General features: G+C 32.1%; 32 protein-coding genes. 11 read left to right on the top strand and 21 right to left on the bottom strand.

Annotated elements, in window-relative coordinates; all coding sequences use genetic code 11:
- Positions 1 to 237 precede the first annotated feature (237 nt).
- Both BAQ44_RS09170 and BAQ44_RS09175 read right to left on the bottom strand, forming a co-directional pair.
- Entirely contained in the window at positions 238 to 981 is a 744-nt protein-coding gene (locus BAQ44_RS09170) for a tyrosinase family protein (protein ID WP_000512863.1), read from the bottom strand.
- A gap of 207 nt (positions 982 to 1,188) precedes the next feature.
- Positions 1,189 to 2,853, bottom strand: a complete 1,665-nt coding sequence (locus BAQ44_RS09175) for a multicopper oxidase family protein (protein WP_000820021.1) — start codon at positions 2,851 to 2,853, stop codon at positions 1,189 to 1,191.
- A 164-nt stretch (positions 2,854 to 3,017) separates the two neighbouring features.
- On the opposite strand from BAQ44_RS09175, the gene BAQ44_RS09180 reads away from it, so the two are divergent.
- The 6 genes from BAQ44_RS09180 to xerS all read left to right on the top strand — a co-directional run bounded on the left by BAQ44_RS09180 (position 3,018) and on the right by xerS (position 9,453).
- Positions 3,018 to 3,701: a response regulator transcription factor gene (locus tag BAQ44_RS09180; protein WP_000565448.1), complete on the top strand. Its 684-nt coding sequence runs from the start codon at positions 3,018 to 3,020 to the stop codon at positions 3,699 to 3,701.
- Positions 3,702 to 3,737: 36 nt separating this feature from the next.
- Positions 3,738 to 5,105 carry a sensor histidine kinase gene (locus BAQ44_RS09185; RefSeq protein ID WP_000822722.1) on the top strand — a complete coding sequence of 456 codons (1,368 nt, stop codon included), beginning with the start codon at positions 3,738 to 3,740 and terminating at the stop codon, positions 5,103 to 5,105.
- Positions 5,106 to 5,465: 360 nt separating this feature from the next.
- Positions 5,466 to 5,675 carry a DUF2933 domain-containing protein gene (locus tag BAQ44_RS09190; protein ID WP_001198645.1) on the top strand — a complete coding sequence of 70 codons (210 nt, stop codon included), beginning with the start codon at positions 5,466 to 5,468 and terminating at the stop codon, positions 5,673 to 5,675.
- A gap of 167 nt (positions 5,676 to 5,842) precedes the next feature.
- Positions 5,843 to 6,967, top strand: coding sequence for a stage II sporulation protein P (locus BAQ44_RS09195; RefSeq protein ID WP_001207347.1), 1,125 nt, complete (start codon positions 5,843 to 5,845; stop codon positions 6,965 to 6,967).
- 287 nt (positions 6,968 to 7,254) lie between these two features.
- Positions 7,255 to 8,340 (top strand): PD-(D/E)XK nuclease family protein, encoded by a 1,086-nt coding sequence (locus tag BAQ44_RS09200; RefSeq protein WP_002073815.1) that lies wholly within the window; start codon positions 7,255 to 7,257, stop codon positions 8,338 to 8,340.
- A 27-nt stretch (positions 8,341 to 8,367) separates the two neighbouring features.
- Positions 8,368 to 9,453 (top strand): tyrosine recombinase XerS, encoded by a 1,086-nt coding sequence (gene xerS, locus BAQ44_RS09205; protein ID WP_000066152.1) that lies wholly within the window; start codon positions 8,368 to 8,370, stop codon positions 9,451 to 9,453.
- Positions 9,454 to 9,524: 71 nt separating this feature from the next.
- Here xerS and BAQ44_RS09210 read toward each other — a convergent pair whose 3' ends face one another.
- Both BAQ44_RS09210 and BAQ44_RS09215 read right to left on the bottom strand, forming a co-directional pair.
- Positions 9,525 to 9,851 carry a hypothetical protein gene (locus BAQ44_RS09210; protein ID WP_000749219.1) on the bottom strand — a complete coding sequence of 109 codons (327 nt, stop codon included), beginning with the start codon at positions 9,849 to 9,851 and terminating at the stop codon, positions 9,525 to 9,527.
- Between the two features lie 176 nt (positions 9,852 to 10,027).
- Complete coding sequence (locus BAQ44_RS09215) at positions 10,028 to 10,423, bottom strand: hypothetical protein (RefSeq protein WP_000549611.1); 396 nt, start codon at positions 10,421 to 10,423, stop codon at positions 10,028 to 10,030.
- A gap of 347 nt (positions 10,424 to 10,770) precedes the next feature.
- Here BAQ44_RS09215 and BAQ44_RS09220 point away from each other — a divergent pair, with 347 nt between their 5' ends.
- From BAQ44_RS09220 to hfq, 3 genes are all read left to right on the top strand, one after another.
- Positions 10,771 to 11,865 (top strand): Rap family tetratricopeptide repeat protein, encoded by a 1,095-nt coding sequence (locus BAQ44_RS09220; RefSeq protein WP_000561969.1) that lies wholly within the window; start codon positions 10,771 to 10,773, stop codon positions 11,863 to 11,865.
- Positions 11,862 to 12,002 (top strand): hypothetical protein, encoded by a 141-nt coding sequence (locus BAQ44_RS30990; RefSeq protein ID WP_001233271.1) that lies wholly within the window; start codon positions 11,862 to 11,864, stop codon positions 12,000 to 12,002. The genes BAQ44_RS09220 and BAQ44_RS30990 overlap by 4 nt, the downstream gene beginning before the upstream one ends.
- A gap of 175 nt (positions 12,003 to 12,177) precedes the next feature.
- Positions 12,178 to 12,363, top strand: a complete 186-nt coding sequence (gene hfq, locus BAQ44_RS09225) for an RNA chaperone Hfq (protein ID WP_000557400.1) — start codon at positions 12,178 to 12,180, stop codon at positions 12,361 to 12,363.
- 305 nt (positions 12,364 to 12,668) lie between these two features.
- Here the strand turns inward: hfq and BAQ44_RS09230 are convergent, their stop codons facing one another.
- The 15 genes from BAQ44_RS09230 to BAQ44_RS09300 form a co-directional block, all read right to left on the bottom strand.
- Positions 12,669 to 12,962, bottom strand: a complete 294-nt coding sequence (locus tag BAQ44_RS09230; RefSeq protein ID WP_000207870.1) for an ArsR/SmtB family transcription factor — start codon at positions 12,960 to 12,962, stop codon at positions 12,669 to 12,671.
- A gap of 96 nt (positions 12,963 to 13,058) precedes the next feature.
- Positions 13,059 to 13,478, bottom strand: a complete 420-nt coding sequence (locus tag BAQ44_RS09235; RefSeq protein ID WP_000454806.1) for a disulfide oxidoreductase — start codon at positions 13,476 to 13,478, stop codon at positions 13,059 to 13,061.
- 76 nt (positions 13,479 to 13,554) lie between these two features.
- Entirely contained in the window at positions 13,555 to 13,842 is a 288-nt protein-coding gene (locus BAQ44_RS09240; RefSeq protein ID WP_000078380.1) for a hypothetical protein, read from the bottom strand.
- Positions 13,843 to 13,918: 76 nt separating this feature from the next.
- A complete protein-coding gene (locus BAQ44_RS09245) occupies positions 13,919 to 14,119 on the bottom strand; it encodes a hypothetical protein (RefSeq protein ID WP_001014120.1) in 201 nt (66 codons plus the stop codon).
- Positions 14,120 to 14,152: 33 nt separating this feature from the next.
- A complete protein-coding gene (locus BAQ44_RS09250) occupies positions 14,153 to 14,797 on the bottom strand; it encodes a thermonuclease family protein (RefSeq protein WP_000708141.1) in 645 nt (214 codons plus the stop codon).
- Between the two features lie 190 nt (positions 14,798 to 14,987).
- On the bottom strand, positions 14,988 to 17,651 hold the full coding sequence (locus BAQ44_RS09255; protein WP_000520749.1) for a type IA DNA topoisomerase: 2,664 nt from the start codon (positions 17,649 to 17,651) through the stop codon (positions 14,988 to 14,990).
- 292 nt (positions 17,652 to 17,943) lie between these two features.
- Positions 17,944 to 18,363 (bottom strand): hypothetical protein, encoded by a 420-nt coding sequence (locus BAQ44_RS09260; RefSeq protein WP_001104249.1) that lies wholly within the window; start codon positions 18,361 to 18,363, stop codon positions 17,944 to 17,946.
- Positions 18,364 to 18,585: 222 nt separating this feature from the next.
- Complete coding sequence (locus tag BAQ44_RS09265) at positions 18,586 to 18,849, bottom strand: hypothetical protein (RefSeq protein WP_011167263.1); 264 nt, start codon at positions 18,847 to 18,849, stop codon at positions 18,586 to 18,588.
- 91 nt (positions 18,850 to 18,940) lie between these two features.
- Complete coding sequence (locus BAQ44_RS09270; protein WP_000930819.1) at positions 18,941 to 19,201, bottom strand: hypothetical protein; 261 nt, start codon at positions 19,199 to 19,201, stop codon at positions 18,941 to 18,943.
- A 4-nt stretch (positions 19,202 to 19,205) separates the two neighbouring features.
- Positions 19,206 to 19,601, bottom strand: coding sequence for a hypothetical protein (locus tag BAQ44_RS09275; RefSeq protein WP_000339405.1), 396 nt, complete (start codon positions 19,599 to 19,601; stop codon positions 19,206 to 19,208).
- A 41-nt stretch (positions 19,602 to 19,642) separates the two neighbouring features.
- A complete protein-coding gene (locus BAQ44_RS09280; RefSeq protein ID WP_001082099.1) occupies positions 19,643 to 20,068 on the bottom strand; it encodes a hypothetical protein in 426 nt (141 codons plus the stop codon).
- A 56-nt stretch (positions 20,069 to 20,124) separates the two neighbouring features.
- Positions 20,125 to 20,298 carry a hypothetical protein gene (locus BAQ44_RS30995; RefSeq protein ID WP_002163368.1) on the bottom strand — a complete coding sequence of 58 codons (174 nt, stop codon included), beginning with the start codon at positions 20,296 to 20,298 and terminating at the stop codon, positions 20,125 to 20,127.
- Between the two features lie 55 nt (positions 20,299 to 20,353).
- Positions 20,354 to 20,674, bottom strand: a complete 321-nt coding sequence (locus BAQ44_RS31370; RefSeq protein ID WP_000439354.1) for a hypothetical protein — start codon at positions 20,672 to 20,674, stop codon at positions 20,354 to 20,356.
- A gap of 348 nt (positions 20,675 to 21,022) precedes the next feature.
- Entirely contained in the window at positions 21,023 to 21,661 is a 639-nt protein-coding gene (locus BAQ44_RS09295; protein WP_000865998.1) for a nuclease-related domain-containing protein, read from the bottom strand.
- A gap of 16 nt (positions 21,662 to 21,677) precedes the next feature.
- Entirely contained in the window at positions 21,678 to 22,061 is a 384-nt protein-coding gene (locus BAQ44_RS09300) for a hypothetical protein (RefSeq protein ID WP_002163370.1), read from the bottom strand.
- Between the two features lie 125 nt (positions 22,062 to 22,186).
- Between BAQ44_RS09300 and BAQ44_RS09305 the strand changes: the two genes are divergently transcribed.
- Positions 22,187 to 22,777, top strand: coding sequence for a hypothetical protein (locus BAQ44_RS09305; protein ID WP_000916415.1), 591 nt, complete (start codon positions 22,187 to 22,189; stop codon positions 22,775 to 22,777).
- The gene (locus BAQ44_RS09310; protein WP_000377937.1) at positions 22,761 to 23,375 is read left to right on the top strand and encodes a hypothetical protein; all 615 of its coding nucleotides are present in this window, start codon (positions 22,761 to 22,763) and stop codon (positions 23,373 to 23,375) included. The genes BAQ44_RS09305 and BAQ44_RS09310 overlap by 17 nt, the downstream gene beginning before the upstream one ends.
- 50 nt (positions 23,376 to 23,425) lie before the next feature.
- Here the strand turns inward: BAQ44_RS09310 and BAQ44_RS30300 are convergent, their stop codons facing one another.
- Complete coding sequence (locus BAQ44_RS30300; RefSeq protein WP_048558861.1) at positions 23,426 to 24,061, bottom strand: hypothetical protein; 636 nt, start codon at positions 24,059 to 24,061, stop codon at positions 23,426 to 23,428.
- Positions 24,061 to 24,690, bottom strand: a complete 630-nt coding sequence (locus BAQ44_RS09320) for a hypothetical protein (protein ID WP_000586356.1) — start codon at positions 24,688 to 24,690, stop codon at positions 24,061 to 24,063. The genes BAQ44_RS30300 and BAQ44_RS09320 overlap by 1 nt, the downstream gene beginning before the upstream one ends.
- Positions 24,691 to 24,912 lie beyond the last annotated feature (222 nt).

Consider the following 24,912-nt stretch of genomic DNA (forward strand, 5'->3'; position numbering starts at 1 on the left):
AAACTTTTAAGACCTCGCTTTAATACATTACGATTTTTCCAATATCATAATCATTTATATTAGAATCACACCTTCACGTGTAATATAGGTTTCTTTATTACACTTATATAATCTGGTAATAAAATAAACTTCTTTCTTTTTCGATAAACCAATAAACTATCCCCCCGATATGTATTAAATAGGGTCTTGTCTTGTTTTATTTTAATTCATCTCCTCAAAAAAACTGCTGAATTAAATTCAACAGTCTACTGGATCTAACGAATAGTTATCATATTGATATCCAAGAGATGTATGATCTAGTACGTCTTTCGGAGTTAATGTATTTTTTTCTCCTTCTCTAAATTCATGCATTGGATCATCTAGTCCCAATTCATCTGCACCTGTTGTACCACTAGTTGGTAAATAAGGTTCATTAAGATGTTCTCTTTGCCATATAGCCCAAAGACGATCAATATTGCTATGATGCAACCAAAAAACTGGATCTTCGGGTGATCCTGCTCCTGCCATAACTCCTCCAACCCAATTATGAGGACCATTATGCAACTCTTCTAATGCACTTCTAAAACCACTTGTTACCTGCCTCCAGGGAGCTGTATCATAGGGCGTTGTATCTATAGCTTCCTTAACTTGAGTACGAGTTGGCAAAAAAGGATTTGCACCTAATTGACGATTCAGCCCTGTAAATGCTCCCATAAAGTTTCCTCGCCATATTGAAGATGTTATTGAATTATCAACCGTCCAATCCCAATATGGAATTGTCACATTTCGATTAACTTTTTGTAATTCAATTTCGAATTTATGAAGAAATTCACGATGCCATGGGAGAAACATTGCACTTTGATGTATAGGATGAAAAAAATGTTTACGATGTACATCAACATAGGGTTGATATTCTCCATTTCTTTTTAGTTCCTGAATTGCATCTACAAAAGCTGCCTTCTCTTCATCTGTCAAACATGCTTGATTTTTTCTTATTCCCATTTTTTCACCTCAAACGATAGTTTTTATATCGTTTGTTAGTTATTTCCTATTACATATTAATCTATTCTAAATATTTTACAGTTTAAACGAGCTATATTTTATTCTGCTATCCCAAAATTACATTCTTTTATTAAACTATTCAATAAAGCAGCTATCTTAGAGATAGCTGCTTTAGATTAGTATATAGTAAGTTATGTGATTTTAAAATTACTCTGGCATATTAGGAATATTAGGGTTTGGAACATAATCAGATTTGTAATCTTTATATTTCACTTCTGTTACCATCCCCGCTGAAGCATGATGTAAATCGTGACAGTGGAACATCCATTCACCTGGATTATCTGCTACAAAGGCTACTTCATATTCTTCTCCTGGTTTCAAGTTAAGGGTATCTTTTATAATTGGAGAACCTTCTATTGGCTTTCCATCTTTACTTAATACTTGGAAGAAATGACCGTGTAAATGCATTGGATGATCATCTGTTTTAGATTTGTTTACTAATTTTACTTTTACTAAATCTCCTTTTTTCACCTGAATTGGATCAATATCAGGGAATGTTTTTCCATTAATTGTGTATACCATTTCATTTCCATTCATTTGAGTGTTTAAATCCATTGTATATGTGGCAGTATACTGTTGGTCTAATGTAAAACCTCCTAATTTCTTTGCACCGTATTTTGTCATATCTAATTTTGGAAGTTTTTCTTTTTCATTTGCTTTATCTTTCATCTCTTTGCTGCCATCATATTCAATAACAGCTTTCATTCCTTTTGCCCCTTTATCTTTTGCATGATCCTCAACATACCATTTTCCAGGGTTGTTAGCTGTAAACTCAACGTCGTACCGTTCACCTGGTGCAATTGAAATTACTTGGTCTTTTATAACCTTTGGATCATTAATTGGTTGGCCATCTGTCGCAATCACTTTAATATCATGACCATGAACATGGATATCATGTGATAGATAACCAGCATTAACGAATCGAAGTCGAACCTTGTCACCTTTTTTCACTTTCAATGGCTCTATTAAATCCCCACTTTTACCATTGATTGTGAATAAATCATACATACTCATATCATGGCCTTCCATTTGCATTCCATTCGACTCTTTATTTTTATCCATCTTCATATTTCCATGGTCCATGCCTTCCATACTACCAGAGTCTTTTTTGTCACTTCCCATGTCCATACCCGAATGATCCATGCCTTTCATATCATCATTCTTTTTCGCATCACCGTCTGTTTTTTCTACTTTACCTTTTGTCATTTCTTTTATTTGCTTATCAATTTCTTTTTTATCTGTTACCCATTCATCTAACATTAATGTGTAATCTTTATCATACTTTTCATTTGTATCTTCTACAACAAGAGCGCCATACAATCCTCTATCTAGTTGATTAACAGAGTCTTGATGTGAATGATACCAATACGTTCCTGGTACGTTTGCTTCAAATTCATAGGTAAAACTTTTTCCAGGTTCAACCGCATCTTGTGTAACTCCCGGGATGCCGTCCATATTATTTGGAACCGGATACCCATGCCAGTGAATAGACGCAGGTGCAGATAGTTCATTCTTTAATGTAACTTTAACCTTGTCACCTTTTTTTACACGGATTTCTGGTCCAGGAGATGATCCATTAAATGTCCATACCGGAACAACAACACCGTTGCTTAGTTTTTGTTTCTCTTCTTTCGCCACTAGAGTAACTTCTGGCCCTTTTACAACTTGTAACGGCTTTGTTGCCGTTTCAGTTTGTGTTACCTTTTTATCATTCATATTTTTTTGATCACTTGTTGTATTTGTAGTCGCAGAACATGCGGCAATTAAAGATATTGCGGAGACTGTAACTGCTGTTAATACAAATCTCTTCATGAAAAACTCCTCCTTCTGTTTGTTCAAGGTTATTATATAAAACGATTATCGAGAAATTATGGAGATGGAAAATGGGCAAATTAAAAAAGACCTGCACAATTTTTTCAATATTTTTTAGTAAAATATCTTTTGCTTAGGTATTATCTTATTTAAGGAGGATTTTTATGATAGACATTCTATTGGTGGATGATGAACCACGTATGTTAGATTTACTTTCATTATATTTAACCCCACGGGGATATCACTGTATAAAAGCAACTTCTGGTAAAGAAGCAATTTCTTTAGTGGAAGCAAAAGAATTTCGCTTACTATTGTTAGATATTATGATGCCTGAAATGAACGGATGGGAAACTTGCAACAAAATCCGTGAATTCAGTAGCGTACCAATTATTATGTTAACTGCTCGTGATGATACACAAGATGTTATACAAGGATTAAAAAAAGGTGCTGATGACTATGTTACAAAACCATTTCATGAAGAAGAGTTATTAGCCCGCATAGAAGCTGTTCTTCGTAGGACAAAGCGTCACCATAAAATTGAATATAAAGGATTAATTTGGGATGAAGCCAGACACACTGCGGCTATGAATGGAAATGAACTTTTATTTACCCCAATTGAATTTTCACTACTTGGTTTATTTTTAAATAATTTAAATTACGTATTTACTCGTGAACAACTGATTGAACGTATTTGGGGGCATGCGTCAGAAACTGAGGATCGAACTGTAGATTCCCACATTCGAAACTTACGTGAAAAATTAAGAAAAGCATCATTTCCAATTAATGAGCACCTTAAGACTATATACGGAATTGGATATCGCTGGGCACATGAAGAGAAAGATATATGATATGATCTTATCAAACAACAAGGATAGTGGATTTTTATGAAGCGTATTTCAGTTAAATTTGGATTTTATTTTTTTATTTGCACCTTTCTAATTGAAAGCATATTATTTCTCTTATTGTATTACAGTTTAGTCGATACAAGAGTTCAAGAAGAAGTGAAATCGCTCCTTGCCAGAGGAAATAGTCACCGTGATGTTTTGGAGAAATACTTTGATAATCCAACGATATCCCATGTAGCTCTCATGGAGTCTGAAGCTGAAACAAAAGTTGTAATCACTTCTAAAACTGGTAAAATACTTGCAAAATCAAGCGATGTAGATGCTTCCATGGAAAAACATCTATATACAAAAATGCCTGATGTTAATACAAACGGTAGTGTTGCAGAGGACCACTGGAAAACATCTAATTATATTTGTACCATTAGTCCCATTCAAATCGATAATGAAATTAAAGGCTATGTATACATGTTTTTAGGTACTGACTCCATTAAACAAATGATTCAGCGCTTAACGTATCAATTTATATTTGTTGGAGCTATTACTTTCATCATTACGGTTATAACTATGTTCTTATTATCAAGATTTCTAACAAAGCCTCTAATTAGAATGAAAAAAGCAACAGAAACAATGAGTAAGGGTGACTTATCAGTGTCTTTAAATATTAATGGAAAAGATGAAGTGGGAGAATTAGCACACTCTATTCAAAAGCTAGCAGACGATTTAAATTATATGAAAAAAGAACGAGGTGAATTTCTAGCAAGTGTTGCACACGAACTTCGAACACCTTTAACATATATTAGAGGGTATGCTGATATTATTTTAAAAACAAAGATGTCTACACAAGATCAGAAGCATTATCTTTCTATTATTAAAGAAGAAGCTGATCATGTAACAGGCCTTGTTCAAGATTTATTTGAATTAGCTAAAATGGAAAAGCATAACTTTATTATCAATACAAAGCAAACTAATCTATATGATTTGTTAAAACATATAGTAGCAAAAATTCAACCAGCTTATACTGAAAAAAATATTCATATCATTTTCTCATGTCCAGAAGATCTTGTTCTTCTACTTGATGAACAGCGCTTTGAACAAGTTATACTCAATCTGTTAAACAATGCATATTCCCACTCTGAAGTAAATTCTAAAATATTTGTTATGGTTACAGATAAAAAGGAAAGTATCCAAATTATAGTGAAAGATGAAGGAGAAGGTATCCCTGAAAAAGATCTTCCTCATATTTTCGAACGATTTTACAGAGTTGATAAATCTCGTACTCGCGCTACAGGTGGTAGTGGTCTAGGTCTAGCAATTGTAAAAGAAATTATTGAATTGCATAGAGGGAGTATTTCTGTAAAAAGTGAATTGGGTCACGGGACTATCTTTACTATTCTTCTTAAAAAGTAAAGTATTTTCCTAATGAAAGGCTCGTCAATAATTTGACGGGTCTTTCATTATAGGGTTTAATAACAATTTATAATAAATAAACTGAGGTGAATTATGTGCAATGGTTAAGCCTTTTCATCATTATTCTATTCCCTATTTTAATATTTTCCATTATAAGATTAACAAATAAAAATGGTTGTTGTCATACAAACAAAAGAAAAATTAAGAAATGGTATACCAATAAAGAAGAATCTTAATTCATTATTTTCCATACTTTTTCTGCATAAGTTCTTTAAACTTCTTTTTTATAATGTAACTACAGGAACTTCATCCTGTAATTAACACGGCATAAACACTACTTATCAGATGGAGGTTGAAAATATGCAATGGTTAAACCTTCTCCTTATCTTACTATGCCCTCTCATGATGTTATTTTGTATGAAAGGTATGCGTAAAGGAAACCATCACTCAAAAGGAGGAAACCACAATAACCAAACAGATACGGATCAAAAATTATTAGCTGAAAACAAGCAACTTCGACATGAAATCCAGCAGCTAAAACACGCAACAAATCATAATGACATAGCATAATTTAATTATTAATATCAAAGTCAATTCCCCCAGACACAAAAACGTACATCCCAAAAAGAGATGTACGTTTTTTGGTGAAAAACTCTACTAATTTTTTAAAATCTATCTCTTTTTCATAGTCTGATATAAAGAGCTTGTACATATAATTTAGAGAGAGGAGGGGTATATTGGCACTTAACTATACCTATAAGAAAAAAATAAGTATTAAAAAAGGAATCTTAACGTTTATCTTTTGTATTCAACTATTATTTCTCCTATCTGCTATTAGTGTTTCTCTCTTATCTCATTTAAAAGCTTCCTTTTTACAAAACTGGTCACAAACTCAATCATTGACTAGTTTTTTATATGCACTTGAAACAGAGAACCATTATTTCACACAAGAATTTAAGAAACAAACAAATTCATTGAACCTTTCCTCTACCATTTTTTCTTTAGTAACCAATATAAAATTAAACGATATACCAACTCTCATAAAGAATGAACTTCCTGGATTCTCAACATATTATTCAGAAATTGCTGTAGCTGGAGAAGGAACTAATGAAAGTAATATTCCTAAAGAACCAAATGTTTCATTAGAAGAACTTACAAAACAAAGAAACGCTAATTTAGATGCTACACAAAAAAAACAATCCGAAAATTCAACAAATAATATTCAGCAAAAATCCATTTTCATTTACCATTCTCATAGTCGAGAATCCTTTCTTCCCTTACTCCCTGGTACTACTGATCCTAATGCAGCATCTAGCGATAAAGTGAATGTGTCCTTGTTGGGAGACAGGTTAAAAATCAAACTTGAAGAAAAAGGAATTGGTGCTATAAATAATAAGAAAGACATAGTAGATATGTTATTAAAACGAGGATTAAGTTATCCTAGTTCATATAACGTTTCCAGAGAAGTTGTCCAAGAAACTCTTGCACAAAATAGGGATATCCAGTACCTCGTTGATATTCATCGAGATTCTTCTCGAAAACCGTTAACGACAAAAATGATAAACGGGAAATCGTATGGTCGACTCTATTTTGTTGTTGGTAAAGAAAATAAACATTTTCAGCAGAGTTTACAATTTGCTAAAGCCATCAATTCTTATCTAGACAAAAATTATTATGGTATTAGTCGAGGTATATTCGTAAAAGATCGAAGAGAAGGAAATGGTGTCTATAATCAAGACTTATCTCCACATGCTATGCTAGTAGAGATTGGCGGTGTAGATAATAATTTGGATGAACTAAATCGGACTGTAGATATATTAGCTGAAGCCATTAACGATTACTATCAAAAAGCAAAAAAGTAAATAAGTAATAAGAAATTACAAGTGAATTGTAGAAGGTACTCATGGCACACAAATCATAATCGATAACGCGGTTGTTAGCTACTTTCATTTTATTGTATTATTACTGACTAAGTAGTTTAGAGTTTCTTGTCCTTTGTTCAAAAAGTTTAGACTTTCATGTCCCAGCACTGAGACATGAAAGTACCTACAAATTTTATGATAATGGCTGTTTATCAACGATTGCTCATGATATTTTAGTTTAGAGTTTTATGTCTTTTTACAATAATCAAATTTCCCACTATGAAAGGATGTTTTTTACTGTGAGATCTAATTTTGTAGATATTGTAGGGTATCAGTTTGAAAAAGTTCATACAGGTGCTATAAAATGGTTGTTAGACTCAAGCAATGAATTGATTGATCACAACGAAAAATCAAATGTGCTTCGCAATTTATATAAAATGTGTGGCATCCTCCCCCCTTTCAAAAGTTCGGATATTGATTTTATAGAGTGTAAACCCGAATTTTCTATCGGAAGTGGAAAAAGAGTGGATCTTGTTATTGAAATAACACTAAATAATGGTGACCTAAAATATATAGTAATCGAAATGAAAGTTGACACTATAGCCAAAAAAGACCAACTTACTGCAACCTACGATGGTTTTCACAGCAGCGAAGATGCTATATTTATTCTTTTCCTGTTTGGATCTTCTCAAATTTGTCAGATTCCAAAACATAAGCACTTTAATACTTTTTGCTTAAATGATATCATGTCTGCCTTTAATAACATTGATAGTGAGCACTATATATACAGGGATTGGATGGACTCTTTGCAAGTCGAGTTAAAAAAAGGTAAAACCATTAAGAACTTACTTCCTACTTTAACTAATATTAAAGATAAAGATTCTTGGCGCAAGAACGGGTATCGTACGCATTTCACTGCTTTTTATTACCTTTACAAACATCTAAAATCCAATTCAAAAAACGAAATAGCCTGGAATATTTACAGTGGTAATAATAATCCAATTATGAATTGGGAACCAGGATGGTTAGATAAAACCATTTCTAATAAAAAAATAACATTCTATTGGGAATTTAATTATCAAGATCTTATTTTAAAAGTTAAATTACCAACGGAAGGGTATCTTTCAAGTCAAGAATTACATCAATTAAAATCAAATATTATTTCAATAGTATCTAAAAATCCCCAAATTAAGGGAAATATTGCTCGTAGGCAATCAATACCTAGAGTATATAACTCCCTATATAAATGGAAGTTTGACTTTTTAACGGAGAGTTTTGAAGAGATAATGATGAAAGCAGAATTAATTATTCAAAAAATTCATCCCGAATTAAAAAAATCTAATTGGGAATTTCCCAAAAGTAAATCAGTATAATACTCCAAAGTATTAGAGGTGTATAAAATGAGTAACAAAGAAAAAGAACGCTTTAAATCACTTGTCGAAAAGCACAAAAAAAATATGCCCTGGTATGTAGTAGAATATATAGAAATGAAAGCAATGCTCTCCCCTGCTACTTTATATGGATATATAACAGAATTTGAAAAGTTTTTTAAATGGATGATTGAGAAACGAATAGCGGTCATAAATGGAAATGTCGCAACTGAAATACATGAAATTCCAATTGAATTGTTAGAAAGCCTACCTTTAAATGAAGTGAATCGATTTCATATGTACCTTAAGAGTGAAGGTATTGAAATCAAAGCAATTAACAGGACCTTTTCGGCTTTAAAATCTCTTTTTAAATACCTTTCACAAAAAACTGAAGATGAATATGGGAATAGCTATCTTTCACGAAATGTAATGGATAAAATAGAATTACATAAAGAAAAAATAGATGCTGCAGCAAGAGCAGATGATGTAGCGAATATGATATTTAATAATAATGATGATGCTGCATTCCTGCGCTTTCTAGCAAACGATTATGAATTTATTCTGAAAGAAACTTCTACTCGTAAATACAATTACTTTTTACGTGACAAAGAACGTGATATTGCCTTAATTAGCCTTATTTTAGGTACAGGGCTACGTGTATCAGAATTAGCAAGTCTTAGCCTATCTAGCGTTAATTTCCGCCAAAAAACTATCAAAGTGATTCGTAAAGGGAATAAAAAATCATCCATACTTGCTACTCAATCCAGTCTAGATGATGTACAAGAGTATTTGAAAGTACGCCAAGAAAGGTATGGTTGTCCTCCAGAAGAAGAAATTATGTTTGTAACAAGGTACCAAGGAAAATACACCCAGCTTTCTGTCCGTGCCATACAAAATTTAGTAGATAAATATACAAGTGCATTTGATGAAAAACGCAGTCCTCATAAACTACGACATACCTATGCTACAAATCATTATAAAGAAAATAAGGATCTAGTATTATTACGCGATCAACTTGGCCATACCTCTGTTGAAGTTACTAGTATTTATACTAATATTAATAACGAGAAGAAACGCGAAGCCATTGATCGATTAGAAAAAAGACAATTTGAATAAAAACAGGATACTTCCTTAAAGAAGTATCCTGTTTTTATACTGTTGAATTTATTACTCAGTGATAAAAAAACTTACCAGCCTGAAACACCAGTTAATACAGCTTGATTGGCTGAATTACATTTATTATACACTTCCCAATAAGCATCTACGATCCAACCTTTTTTATACTCTCTATCAGCTGAGAACGCTGCATATAGTGCTGTGCCTAAATTCACTAATTCGAATTGAGATGCTGACTCAATATTCTTGACTCGTTCTTGTAAATTAGCTGAAAAGGCTTCAATATCCTTTTGTGATGTTAACTGTTGAATTTGTTGGTATAAGTAATTTGAAAGCCCCTTAGCGGGTATATTATTTGATAATGCACTTAAAATCTTTTCAAGTAAACTCTTTTTCATTCTTGTTCAACCCCATTTCAATTTATGTAAACTAAACGTATTAGGTTTTTATATAATACATTATATCATTATATTATGTATTATATATGTAATCACGAAAAATCACCGTTCAATTTTTCTATCCCCCCTTAACTAAATAAAGGTGAAATTTTCATATTCACTTGGAGCAGTTGCCCTTAATCCCAACCACTTTTTCTCTTTTCTTGTTCTATTGTTATGCGTTCTTTATATTCATAAGCCTTTATTTCATTACCTACATCAATTTGGTTAAAAACATCACTTTTCACGTCTATAATTCGCATCTTTTCATTCGTATATAATGTAATAAGATGTTTGTCTGGAGAACCTGTATCACCCATAAGAGGATTTCCAGGATCGCCTTCAATAAATTTTTTATCGATAACCTTCGCCTGTACTAACCTTCCTTTTTTTACTGTCTCTTCTTCAATTTCATATTCTGTCATAGCTGACTGTATTGCCGGAAAAATAAACCACACAATTATAATCGTAATAATAGTTATAAAAAAACACACTATAACATTTGCATTGGTTTTTTCATTAGATTTATGCATTATATTTATCCCTTCCCAGTTATGAAAATCACTTCTCTCTTACTTCTACAATTCTTTCTTTACTGAGTTGAATTCCTTCTTCTTCACTTATAGCTTATTAATATTCATCTCGGCACTCCCCCTTTCAGAGTATTAATTTTAGAATAATATATATATAAATTATATATTTTATATATACGAAAAACAACAATAAACTTAATGAAGTTTATTGTTGTTTTTTGAGCGATGAGTGAATTAACTTTTTTTTCAGAATTTTATTGATAAATAAATTAAAATTACATAATATATCCTGCTTTTCTGCTATGATGGTAATAAATAGGATACTCTATAGGATGGGGGAATATATAATGATTGCTTCGATAAAGGGTAATGAGCAAATCACAAAAATGTTAAATGACTGGTATATAGAGATTCGTGCCAGACATATTGGAAAGGCGCATAAATTAAAAGTTGAAATTGATCAAAAAATACACAATATTGAAGAGGACCAAAACCTGCTTTTATACTATTCTCTTTTAGATTTTCGTCATCAATATATGGTTGATAGTTTAAGCATTGGAAAAGACAGTTTTGATAAGGTTGAATCATTAGAGGTGCCTGCAGATCAGTTTTTATCGTACTACTACCATTTCTTTAAAGCTATTCATTCAAATATTACAGGTAACTTTACAAGTGCGAAAGAACATTACAACAAAGCTGAAGAACTATTAAACCATATCCCGGATGAAGTTGAACATGGAGAATTTTATTTCAAACTATCCACTTTCCATTATCATATCTATAAGCCATTGGCGGCTATCAAAGAAGCAACTAAGGCAAAAGAGATTTTTAAAAAGCATGCAGGATATGAGGCTACTATTGCGTTATGTGATAATTTAATTGGTTTAGCTTGTACACACTTAAAACAATTTGAAGAAGCTGAAGAACACTTTATTACAGCTATTAATACATTTAAAAAATCAGGTGAAGAAAAATTTATTACGTTTGTTCGTCACAACTTAGGATTAATGTATGCTGGCCAAAATTTATCTGAACTAGCAATACGATACTTATCTGAAGTAATACAAGAACTCCCTAAAGACTATAAAGCAATCTTTATTAAGGCTAGAGAGCATATGGAAATGGGAGATTCAGAGGAAACTTCTAACCTTATAGATAAAGGATTAGAAGTTTGTAAAGAGCTTAAAAATGAAGAGTACGAACATCACTTTTGGATTTTAGAAAAGTTAAATCAAAAAGTAACCGCTGACGAATTAGAAAAGACAATTAAAACAGGAATCTCTTATTTTGAGAGAGAAAACCTACATGAGTACGTACAAGAATACGCTAAAAAATTAGCAGTTTTATTCCATCAAGAGAATAACCGTTCAAAAGCAAGTGATTATTTTTACCTTAGCCATCAAGCCGAAGAAAAAAACTTTGAGAAGGAGGCTTTAAAATGAGAAAAGTAATTTTTAGCTTAATCGGGATTACAGCTGCATTCACATTTATTTTGAATTCTAGCCATGCAACTGATACACAGAAAGCGCTTAGTGAGGAAAAAATTGTACAATATGCTCACGGCCATACTGGCGGATGATAAAAAACAAGGGTCTTCACTTCATTGTGAGGACTTTTATTTTTATATGGGGATCCCTATTATAAAATTACAAAATACAATCATTTCAGAATCTTAATATAGAAATTAAAAGTAACTGGTTCCTTTTGCATCCATAAAAGGGAGCTTAAAATTTTAAGAGAGGAATTAACTATTAATGCATACACAAGAAGATTTCTATAAAAAATTAATAGAGGAACAAAGACTAGTAACAATATTTTTAATAAACGGAGTAAGAGTACCTGGCATTATTATTGCTGTTGATAAATTTTCAGTGCTAGTCTCCAGTAACGGAAAGCAACAATTCCTTTATAAACAAGCTATTTCAACGGTTTCTTTATAAATATAAATCTGCTTAAAATTGAATTTTTTTAATTTAAAAAGTGGTAAAAACAAAAAAGGAATCCTTAATAAAAGGATTCACCCCAGGAAATATAGATAAATAAAAAGAATTAAGTTTATTATAAAATAAAAGCATACTAAACATATTGAGAAACAAAAAATATTGAAGGTTGAAAGCAAAGAATAATGTTTGCTATACTAAATGCGCACAAATATATGCAAAATCACAAATAAAATAAGGGCAGCTATGCTAGGCTGCCCTTATTTTATTTTTAATTTCATAATCCGCTATTTAATTTGAGGTATTTATAAACCTAGTACACTAACAATCTGACATGCTTTGGAATTTGCAATATGATAGTACATCTCTAACCCTCTTCTTTCCGAGCGGAGAATCTTGCCACGCATCTTAGATAAGTGCTGAGATACAGTTGATTGAGGGACATCTAATAGCTCTGTTAATTGTGTTACATTACAAATTTTGCGGTGTTCTAGCTCCTTCACAATTTGTAACCTAACTGGATGGGCCATAATCTTTAATAATTCTACATCCGCCTCTGGGATTTTGTACATTTCATTACTTGCTTGAATAGTTGTCATTTTAATTTCTCCTTTTATAATTTTGTTTTATTTTAATTATCTATTTTTAAGTATGTTGTGTTTACTTGAGTACATTGTTCATAACCACTATAATGTTTATTCTTTTGTCTCTCTATCAGATTCAATATATATAAGTATTATGATGACTAAAAATCCAATAAAAGATAGCATAGGTATCGAAATGAAACCGAATAAATTTAAGTAATCTTCTGTACATGAAACTCCTACTGAACAAATCTTCATCTCATTAATAGGAAATGCTTGTATTGTAATTTGATATACAGATAATATTAAACCGATACACGTAAATGGAAATGCATACATGCTGACGCGCGGATCTTTTCTATACATTCCTATCCCCAATATTAATACTAATGGATACATGGCCATTCTTTGGTACCAGCATAAATCACATGGCGGCAGCTTCATCCATTCACTAAAAAATAAACTAATTAGCATTGCACTAGTAGCTATCATCCAAGCAATTGCAATGTGGTACTTACGAATCCATTCCATTTTATGTTCTCCTCACACGATTTTAATTGTATTGAAGGTTTTATAATAAGGATGCAATATTATCTCAATTATCTATTTAGAATGTCACTAATTTATTTCCGTATTTGGAATAACCGGTTTCAATGGATAGTATCCAATCATTTAGATCTTCCCAGTCATACCCCTTATCTTTCAACTCTGGTGGAAAGCAATTCTCAAAATCATCACGCATTCCGTACATAGTTTCTAATGCTGTTTCTAGTGGACCGAATCTATATACAATATGTGTTTTCACTCGTTTGTTTTTCTTTTCTGCTACAGCCAAATATACATATCGTCTTTCCTTTGCTAAAACGAACTTCAAAAACCCTGGAATTTGACTCATCTAAAAAATGCCCCTTTCGGTTTTCCTTACCCCTTTCTTTTGTATACGAGTAAGGAAAACAAGCGTTTTTGCCGTATTAATTTAAGAGGTGTCTCATTTTTTTGCTTTGAAAATACAAGACCACACTCATCATCACAATATTTATTACACCGGCTGCAGCTCCAATTTTTGCAATAACATATACAAATTCATTACCGCTAAATGGAAATAGACTCAAAAAAATAAAAAAAGTAGAAATAAAAAAAGATAAGAGCATGTTTCTTTTGTTCCCATTCATTCAAGAAACCTCCTTTTGGAATAAGTATTGATATTAAGCTGCATCATTACGGTTATAATGCCGATTCTTTTCATCTACAAATCCTTTAATGCCCCACACACCAGCCTTTAATTCTTTTGCTTCTTTTTCTGCTTCTAGCATTTCAGGTAGAAATGTAGTATTAAGTCTAGAGATATAGGCTATAATCCCATAACCAGACTTGACCATTAATTCATTAATATGTATTCCGTTACAAAATACATAAGCCAATTTCCTACCGTATTTGTCTTCTTTTTGTCCCCGATCATAAACCAAAGTTACACTTTTCCCTTCTAGTTGTTTCTTTAAAAAGGAAGAGGCTTCTTTTCCCATCTTTTGTGGTGGGATTTTTTGAGATACAGACTCAGGAGTATCCAATAACAGTAACCGTACCGTCTGTTTCTGCCTCTTTACGTTCACGTCTATCGTATCTCCGTCCTTTATATGTAATACCTTCCCTTTAACAGTCTCTAAGTCTTTTATTTTTCCCTTATAAGCTTCTGGAACATCAACAATACCTTTCCCTTCCATGTGCTGTTGTATCCCGTTTTGTACTGCTTGGGCAGGTCTTGATTCATTATTTATTTGTGTCGAATTGCTACATGCTGCCATTTGAAGTACGAATGATGTTAAACAAATAGCCTTAATCCATATTTTCATATCGAAATTTCTTCCTCCTAATCAAAATTCGTAAATAGCTGCATCTCAAAAACAAATAAAAAAGGACACACCTATGGCATATATATGCGTAGGTGTGTCCTTTTGCAAGATAGTTTTAGAAGTATTTTGTTACTTTCATCATATCATATTTCTTATTAATTTTATATATGAAATTTAAGATTTTGCGATATTATTTCTTCTTCTCATATATAAACGTGACTCTCTTCTGTGTAGAGTCATATGTTAATTTCGCATCGAATGATTTTCCTGTTTTTTTCGATATGAATCCTTTTATTGTATCCGTCATATTCTTTTCTAATAATTTCTTGATTTGACTAGCTGTAATTCTTTTTTCAAGTATCATTCCTGAAACAATGAAATCACAGCCCTTCTTGTACTGTTCGCATAGATAGTTTGTTTTCCCTATTATGACTCTACTCTGGCATAATGGGCATTTACCTACTGTACGATCCTCTGCAGTTGGAAATTCAAAACAAATACTAAGGTCCGGGTTTAATCGAATCGCAGCTGTGAATTCTCCTTTTTCTCCACTAAAACCACTAATGAAGTCTGTTACATTGTTATTCACTAGTTTTTTAATCTGGCTATCGGATAATTTCTTTCCTTTAATTTTAGCCGGCAACATAAAATCGCATCCGTTTTGATATTCTGAGCACCCAAAAAACGTTTTACGGTTTAGGATTTGTCCTTTTTGACACTTTGGACACTGACCTAGCGATAATTCTTCAACTGAAGGCAAATTAAAGCTGACTTCACCGTTAACGAATGCTAAATAAGCAGAAAATTCTTTGCCATTAGATTTAAATCCTTTTATAATGTCCGTTTTATTTTCTTCAAACAGTTTTTTAATTTGTGCTGCAGGAATCGTTTTTTCTTTTATTCTTTTGGGTAATCCAATGTTACAGTTTGGATGATTGCTACACCCGAAAAATTTCCCTCTATCTAAAATTATTCCATTTCCACAAGGACATTGGCATACTTCTATTTGTTGCTTCCAGGTCTCTATTAGATTGTGCGAAACCGTGTCAGGTATTCTTATAATCTCTTGTGCTATTTTTTGTACAAATGTATTTGTTTGGGCAATGAAGTCTTCATAACTCATTTCATTCTTTTCAATACGGTGTATCATTCCTTCCATTTCAGCTGTGTATAGTGGATCTTTAATTTGTTGAACAGGAAATTGTTCAATAAAGGCACGTCCAATTGGAGTCGTAGTAATTTTCCCTTTTTCAATGGCTATATAGTTCTTCTCATGTAAAGCTGGAATAAAGGTTGCTTCGGTTGCAACGGTTCCAATTCTTTTCCCCTTCATTAATTCCTTTAAATGTTCATCGTCTATTTTACGTCCTGCTGTTTCCATAAAGGTCAGAATGGAGCTTTCTGTGTGTAGAGCAGGTTTCTTTGTTTTGGATTCTAGTAATTCAAAATCGCAGATTTGAAGTTCCTGTCCTTTCTGCATAATAGGAATTTTAAATACTTCCACACTTTCTTCCTCTACTTCCTCTTGAAACACTTCTAGAAATCCTTTTTCTCGAAGTACACTTTCTTTTGTTTGATAGATATTTCCCATCGCGTCAATAAGTAATACTTCTCTTACCAGGTATACTGCAGGACGCATGAAATTACCCACAAAACGTTTTACTACGAGGCTATATAGTTGTTTTTCAATCTCTGGACGACCTTCCTCTTGATATTGTTTAGTCGTAGGTATAATAGCAAAATGACTTGATACAAGCTCATCGTTGAATGTTTTATGTTTCACATCAATTGCTTCAATATCTACGGATTGTACCAGTAAAGAATACTGACTCTTAGCTAGTGCCTGCATAACACCTTTTACACGCTCTACTTGCTCTGTAGGCAAATGCCTAGAAGATGAACGAGGATATGTAATAAACCCTTCTTCATACAAGTTCTGAATATGTTTTTTTACAGTTTCAGCATTAATTTGCAATTGCGCATGGGCATCTTTATACAGATCTGTTAAGTTATATAGCAATTTAGGATTTTTCTTCCTGGTTCCCTCTTTAAATTCTTCTACTACAAGATATTGCCCTTTCAAATTTTCTCCCAAACTTCTTAATGGCGATGGGTTTAACACTTGATCTTCTGTTTTCATAACCGGTGTAAGTCCTAAATCTGTTATTAGCTGCAGATGATAATAAGATTGCTCTCTATAGTTTTCAATTGCTAATTCGCGTTGGCGTATCTCATTTAATAAACACATTTGTACACGGCCAGATGACAATAAGAATTTATTTTGTGCTAATTTTGTGGTACATCCCCTGGTTATATTCATCCCTAATAGATAATCCAGATACTGCCTTGCTTTAGCAGAATACGCCAGTCCATCGTATTTAGATGCGCTTTCTAATCGATTGAGAGCTGCTTCAAGTTCTGCAGCTTCAAAAGAGGATTTAAATACGCGAGATTGCTTTTTATTCACACCTGCATATTCGTACACTTCCCTATAGATTAACTCTCCCTCTCGGTCCGCGTCACATACGTTCACCGCATGGTCAACATCAGGACGTTGCAGTAGTTTAACAAGGATTTGTAATTGTTCAGCATTTTCTTGTATCACTTTATAAGCTGGCTGATAAATTAAAGGTAAATGTTCTAACTTAAACATTTTATACTCTGGATCCATCTCTTCCGGATTTTTTAGTTCCAGCAAATGTCCACGGCACCAACTGACAATATAATGATCATTTTCATAATAACCATAATAAGGCTTGCTACCAATGTACTTTTGTGAGTGACGGAATCGTGGCGATTTCATAATTTCATTGGCCACTTTTGATTTTTCTGCAATAAATAGCGTTTTCCCCATAACTTTTCCTCCTTAAACAAAAAAAGGACACACCTACGCTATGGTTATGCGTAGGTGTGTCCTTTTGCAATATGATTTTTTAGTATTGGATTATTTCTATTATAGCACATTATCTATGTTTGTATGTTTCGTACATAGTATTTATATATATATATAAAATAAAAGAAATTAAGACTAAGATTGCTAGCAAATAATAAACTTATTAATATTATTGCTCCAATAGGGTAATTATTAAGTTCACCTTGTTCAAACTAAGTATCGTTCTTGTTTTTTTAATTGAATTAAAATATCCTTATTTTGTTCTAATCATATTATCACCGACCACAACATCGATGTTATCTCCAATATTTATATGTTCATACAAGCTTTTCTCAACTGACACTTTATATTCTTTCTCCTCTACATTTACTTTTAGATAATACCTTTTCTCACCATCAGAAACGCTTGTACTTGTCGTTGTCATCGGTACACTCATGTTAATACCCGGTACAAACATAGAAGACGTATCAAAGGTTGTATCCATTTCAAGATCTTCTTCCTTTTCCTCTTTCCCTAATACTACTCCTTGTTTATCTTCGCCACTTAAGTGTTCCTTTTGTTCCTGCAACATATGATCCACCAATTTATTACCTTGGTATTCACTGTACCAAACAAAACCAAATACCAAGCAGATCCCAAACAAAACTGCTCCTGCATTCACTTTCCAATTCATCTAAAAATCACACCTTTCTATCATCAGTGATTACTTTTCCACGAAATGCTGTAAACGTCCCCATGTTATCAACTCATATTTAAATTAAAGTAATAATTTTTATTCGAATCTAAAGCCAACCAAACATTTTAAGAATAAATGAAATTCCCATAGTAATAATAAAAACAACTGTCATAAATACAATCACTCTTTTAAAAGTTCCGTGACTCAATAAATATCATCTCATTTCTGTATAAAAATCATATTAATATTACTCTTAGGATCTATTATTAAAATTTTTTCTTTATTCAATGCCGATTCTAATATTTCTTTTGCTTTAGATAGAGTATACATTCCACTCATTCCTCTTAACTCTCCACTAGTTATGATAACTTTAAAATTTTTCATTTTGTTATTATCACAATTTCCACATGTGCCCTTAATATCGGAAATATTGTTTTCCTTACCGCAATCTTCACATTGAAAAAGTAATCCCACTATAAACATCTCCTATATTTAAAGCTTTTAATTATTTGCTACTACATTCGAATGGATTTTTAAAAATATTATTTAACCTCAATTACAATAACAATTAGCTTTAAAAATAACCTTTATTCAATAAACTCTCTAAACCGTCCGCAAACTCTTTATCTTCTTGCCATTTACTTGTTCTCTTTATATCGATTACTTCAGAGATAAAACGATGTAGTCCATAGTTTGTTTTACAAACCATTTGAGCCAATTGCTCCATATTTAATTCGATATTTACATTACAATATTGTTCCTTATCTAAATGTTTATAAAAATGTTTCCCAGTTGCCATTAACTCTTCATCCTCACTTTCCTCGCAATTTAACATCTATTTATAGTCCCTCTGGTTTTAGTAAAACCTTTACTTTATTTTTAAGAGCACCTTCCAATTCATAATAACTATAGTTTTCTTCAAGGAAGTGTTGAAAAGTGTCATATACACTTCTTCTCCATATAGTGTTATCAATCATCGGTTTAATTTTGTCATCTAGCTTCATTAATACATCCTTTAGGTTATCTCCATTAGCAACAGGGAGCCAAGAGCCTTCATTATAGAAATAAAACCCTAATTCCGTACTCAATTTTCCTTCACCATCTGTAATCTCTCTTACTTCATATGTGTGATTCGGATGAGGTGCAACCACTGCCCATATGCCTCTACTATATCTATCTTCCCAACATTGTAAATTCCAATTATGTTTTGATATTAATTCTTGTAGCGCATCCATTCTATTGCCTCCTATTGGATTAATTATGATTTATGCGAAAGTTAATTATGTAATTTTCCATTAAGAAAAGTTGCATAGGATTTATCTAACAAATTAAGCAGTTTCGTTAAATCCTTTTCATTTCGGTAACCAAACATTACTCCCTTGGTAAAATCACAATCTATAACACCGAGGAAAGGTAAAAAAATAATTAATTCGTTAAAATCAACCTTTGTTTCTTCATAATATATATAGTTATCTACCTCGCTCTTACGAGCATACTCTTTATAAAAAGAATAAAAATCCCGGTGAAATTTTGCTTTTAGTGGTGTAATAGGTATTTGTATACTACTCTCACCTATTGTTAAGCATCTTTGATAGAGTTGTAAGACACTTTTTTTAGTTACAGTAATATTTTTCTTCAAAGTAATTAAAACTATATTTCTATCGATTTCTTCAACATTCCAATATATCAAACTACGATTCATCAATTGGTTACACCTCACTTATTCCTTTTCAGGGTGATTGGAATATTATCGGATTTTTAATAGGACATAACTACTATATTATTACCGTTAATTTGAATATGTTTTAAATTAGCTCCTTTTGGTGCAAGCTCCGGTTTAAAGTTACTTTCTTCAAAAAAATGGACCTTTGTACCTTTCCCGGGTTTCCCGAGAACAAGAGAATTATTTTGACGTTTTTTGATTTTTTTCATTTTGATTCGCTCCTTTTCTACAAATTTCAAATTTAAAACCAATTAACAATTTCCCCTAAATTAATTTAAATCCATCATGCATCTTTATTTTTCCAAAGTAATTATATTCCGCTACTACTATCTCACCACAAATGAACTTCCATGTATCATTATTCAACTTTACAACAAATTGCTCACCTTCTTTTAAACCCTGTATAACTTCACCTTTATTATTATAAATATAGGAGTCTTTTGTTACTTCAACTTTAATTTCTTTTTTCATCTTATTCATATTCCTTTTTACTATAAATAAGGTAAAATGATATATTGTAATTATTAAAACCAAAAACACGATCAGAAAGAGACAACCATTAAGCATAATATTAAATCTTTCCACCGTATCTCCCTCCTTATTTAATATTTCATTAAAAAAGGACACACCTATGGCAGTGGTCTGCGTAGGTGTGTCCTTTTGCAACGTAATATCAATATATTAACTTACGTTAATTATAACACTTTTTATATTCTTACTCAATTTAATTTATATAATCACAGATAATATTTACTCCATCAGACATCTCAAAATACACCCTTTATTTCTAAAATATATTTTTAATCATTCTTTTTCATCTCAAAATCTTTTTGGTTTCCTTTTAGCTTATAATACTTCATGTTAAGACGAATAGATACTATGGAGATTACTATGAACCCTATTACATATAACATGTCTCTCTTTCCCCATTTCTTATTGTTTAGCGAACTTATTATGTAAATATTTCACATGTTTCTTTTCAATATCCTTATCCATAATGTTCGCTCGCAATATTGTTTGGTAGATGTGCTGGACCTCATCATTTGTTAGTTGCGCTTCAGTATATAATTCAATACATTTTTGTAGTTCGTTATAATACAGGACATGTTTATCATTAGATTGAACATTTACTCTTTTTAGACTGCATTTTGGATGGAACGCTGCAATAGAGATGGTCGGCAGTTGTTGTTCCATTACCCATTCAATAGCTTTTATATGTTTATAATTTTGTCGAAATGGATTTTGAAAAGAAGATTTCTTTCTAAAAATACTCTGTGTCCACCTTGCAGATTTCTCATTTCCACAGATCCAACCTTCGTAGTTTTTCGTCTCTATAACAAATACACCGGTTTCCGCGATAACAATATGGTCAATTTGCGTTGTATCACCATACTCAGTATGAATCGTAACATCATGTAACACGCAATACTTTTCTGAATCCAATTTGCTCAATGTACGCTTCACTAATTTTTCTCCAACTTTCGCTTTCCATTTTGGTACATGTTTTTTCACAACAATATTCAATGGAATTAGAATTGCAATGAGAATTAATTCGAATATCAATACTTTCATTGTAAAATCCTCCTTTTCACACTCTTACGTTTTTGCGCATTAGACGATAGATATACGTTTCTAATCCTAAAATAAAATATGAGATACATAAGCCCTTTATCACCATCTCTACAAATCCTAAGGCTAATGAAAGAAGGAGCCCGCCCCTAAACGGAAACGGTCTTGTCACTCTTCGATTTACTGGTTTTTCAATAACCCCAAAATTTGCCCAGGTAGGCAAACGCTTTTCCACATTCTTTACAGTGCCCGTTAATCCGTATTTTAGCGATAAAATGAAACATCCAATTAGTAAATATACGATAGATGAAAAATAGATAGATAGACTTATAACGATAATTGTAAGCAGCCAACCTATTAAAATAGAATTTCGCAAAGCAATATATTCCCGATTTCTTCTCAAAACAAACATTCCTTTCAAAATAAATTAGGGTATTTTTAAATGGAAAATATTTACATTTAAAAATAAGCATGATATGATACGTCTATATTAAATTTTGAAATAGCCTATAAAGGATTGTGATAGATATGTTAAAACTTGTAGTAGATAATACCGTAACAGAAACAGAACCAGAACCAAAAACAGATTCAGCTTTTTCTAACTTTTTCACCTGCAAAGACTGCGTATATTATCTTTCAAAATCAGATTCTTGCAGTCTACAATTAGCAGCTGATTCAAATAATCCCCTTATCCCTTATGAATGTGGGAACTTTGAAGAAACCTATGAAATTGGAACGGAAGATCCATTGAATTCACATATACATCAACGACTTCGTGAAGAAAAAGCGCAAATGTTAGCTGAAAATTATCCAGCACAACCTTCTATTGATCCGATTCATAAAGATGCAATGTGGTATGGAACAATAGATTTTGGTTGTTGGATTGTAAATGACTCAAAAAAACGCTTTACTCTTGCAGAACAAGTTCCTTTTAATAATAACTGCCCAGAAAAATATGCTTCTCCTTTCCCTTTACATGATCACGGAGCAAAAGAAGGCATCAGACACTATATGTGCTGGTATGTGAACGAAAAGGGCATAGGCGAATACCATCTACTTATTGGCGGTGTCATCATGAAAATTGCAGAAGGAGTTAGAAAACTTGGATTCAATGACTAATCACATCTATAAGAAAAGAATGTTAGAACATACAATAGTATTTACCCTGGTACACCTCGTACCAATTCTTATTTCAACCAGCATCATATATTTAGCCATGGAACTTTCTAATTCGGAGTGGCATATTTTGCTTAGTTATGAAGGGATATTTACAATTCTGTTCCTTATAACGAGGTTCCTAGTCTTTCAAACAAAGACAAGTATTCTTTCTATGAAACAATACGAGAAATGGTTTTCCGAGTTAAATATTATTTTAGTTTCCATTTTCCTTGTCAGTTTTGCAGGCATACCAGCTCTACTACAAGTTGTGTTCATTCTACAAATGGCACTCACTTTCTATCTGTTAGAGCGTAGTTGTCTGTATATCGAAAGATTGACAATACATAATCTCTATACAATACAAGAAATCATTTGCGACAAAAAACAACTAAAAATTGATCGAATTATTCCCTATAATGAGGAACACGGAACTCTTACCATTCAAACTAAAGATGAACAATATTTTTTATATAGAGCAGTGTATCTAAGTGGCATATTATCTCCTATAACTAAGGAAACATTTGCGGAATATGAAAGAAGTAACCTAATGGGTAGATAAAAGGTACTGAATTTAGATTCAGTACCTTTTCCATCTTTATATATGGTTCTTTATATATTAGCAAATAGCCATGGAGCGAGTACGGCTAACATACACAGCAAACAAGATCCTGTTATGACACGGTTAGACCAACGATAATACTCAGGCTGTTTCGTACTTTCATGAATCTTTCTTAAACGAATACCTGCAATTAACATAAATGGTGTGAAAATAAGTGCTGTTGCTTTAAACAGGTCTAAAAAATCCGTAAAGATGTTCATAAACGAAAATACATCGGAACTAAATAAGAAGTACACACTTAGTCTCATGGACATCATGCTAATAAATGAGAAAATCATACTCCCAGTCGCCCACTTCATCCATTGACCATTCTTTGTAATTAATGCCATAACCATGACAATAACGCCTAATACGAATGAAATAGAAAAGATATTTACTCCTACTTTAAAAGCCGGTGCATACATACCTTCAATCTTTTGTATGATTGATGAGCCAAATGAATCATCTTTCTCTGTTGCTTTTGCTCGATTGTTTAATCCCTTTTGAAAGGACGACGAAAGTTCGCTCCCTTTTCCTTCATTAAAACTTGGTTTTACAGAAGCTTGAGCCGCTTGTAAGGGTATAAGTAGTAAAATCATTAAAATAAGCGTACATAGGACTCCAATCATCCCTTTTTCTTGTTTCATCACACATCACCCGCTAATTTCGGTTTAACGCTTTTTAATTTGATTTGATTTCCTTCCGCAACATAATAAAGATCTGCTGCATAATAGATATTTGCTTTCGTATATGCTCCCATAATAGCATTCGCAATTTCTTCCTTCTCTACTGCAATGTATGTTTCATTTTCATTGTAAAATTCAATTTCAATTCGATTAATATTATTATTTAGTACTGTGATATGTAACTCTTTTAGGCTATCTAGACGATTTCCTAATCCACATACTAATTTAAATACTTTATTTGCAATTGTTGGTGGTTTAACATAAGTCGTATTAAAATGAAGAGTTTCATCATCTATCACACCATCTTCCTCAACTTCACACGTCATAATGAAAGAATGATTTTGCTTTTCGATTTCTTGTTGACTCAACTTACGATCAATGACATACTTCACGCTTGTTGACAGGTTTTCTATATATTCATCCAGTTCGGTATTTGAAATTTTAACCTCTGAGAATTCCGGAAAAATCATATAAGCATGTACATTTGAGCTACTTTTACTTACACGTAATACCTGAACTTGTTTCTTTTCATAGCGCACCGTTTGTTCTAATTTTTCTACTACATTGTTACTTAGGGAATTAATAATCATTTACATTCACCTTTCAAAATTGTTATTTTTTAAATCATAAATATTTTTACTTCATATAATCCTCATGTTTGGATTTAATCTATTTTAAGCATTGTTATATTGCGGAGAGTTCTCAGTTCTCCTGTTTTAAGATTATAATCACTTAATCTTAAACATTTTAATATTACAATGACGTACAATGTCTCATTATAGTCGAATATTCTTATATGGTGAATCATTCTG

The organism is Bacillus mobilis, from assembly GCF_001884045.1.
Lineage (GTDB): Bacteria > Bacillota > Bacilli > Bacillales > Bacillaceae_G > Bacillus_A > Bacillus_A mobilis.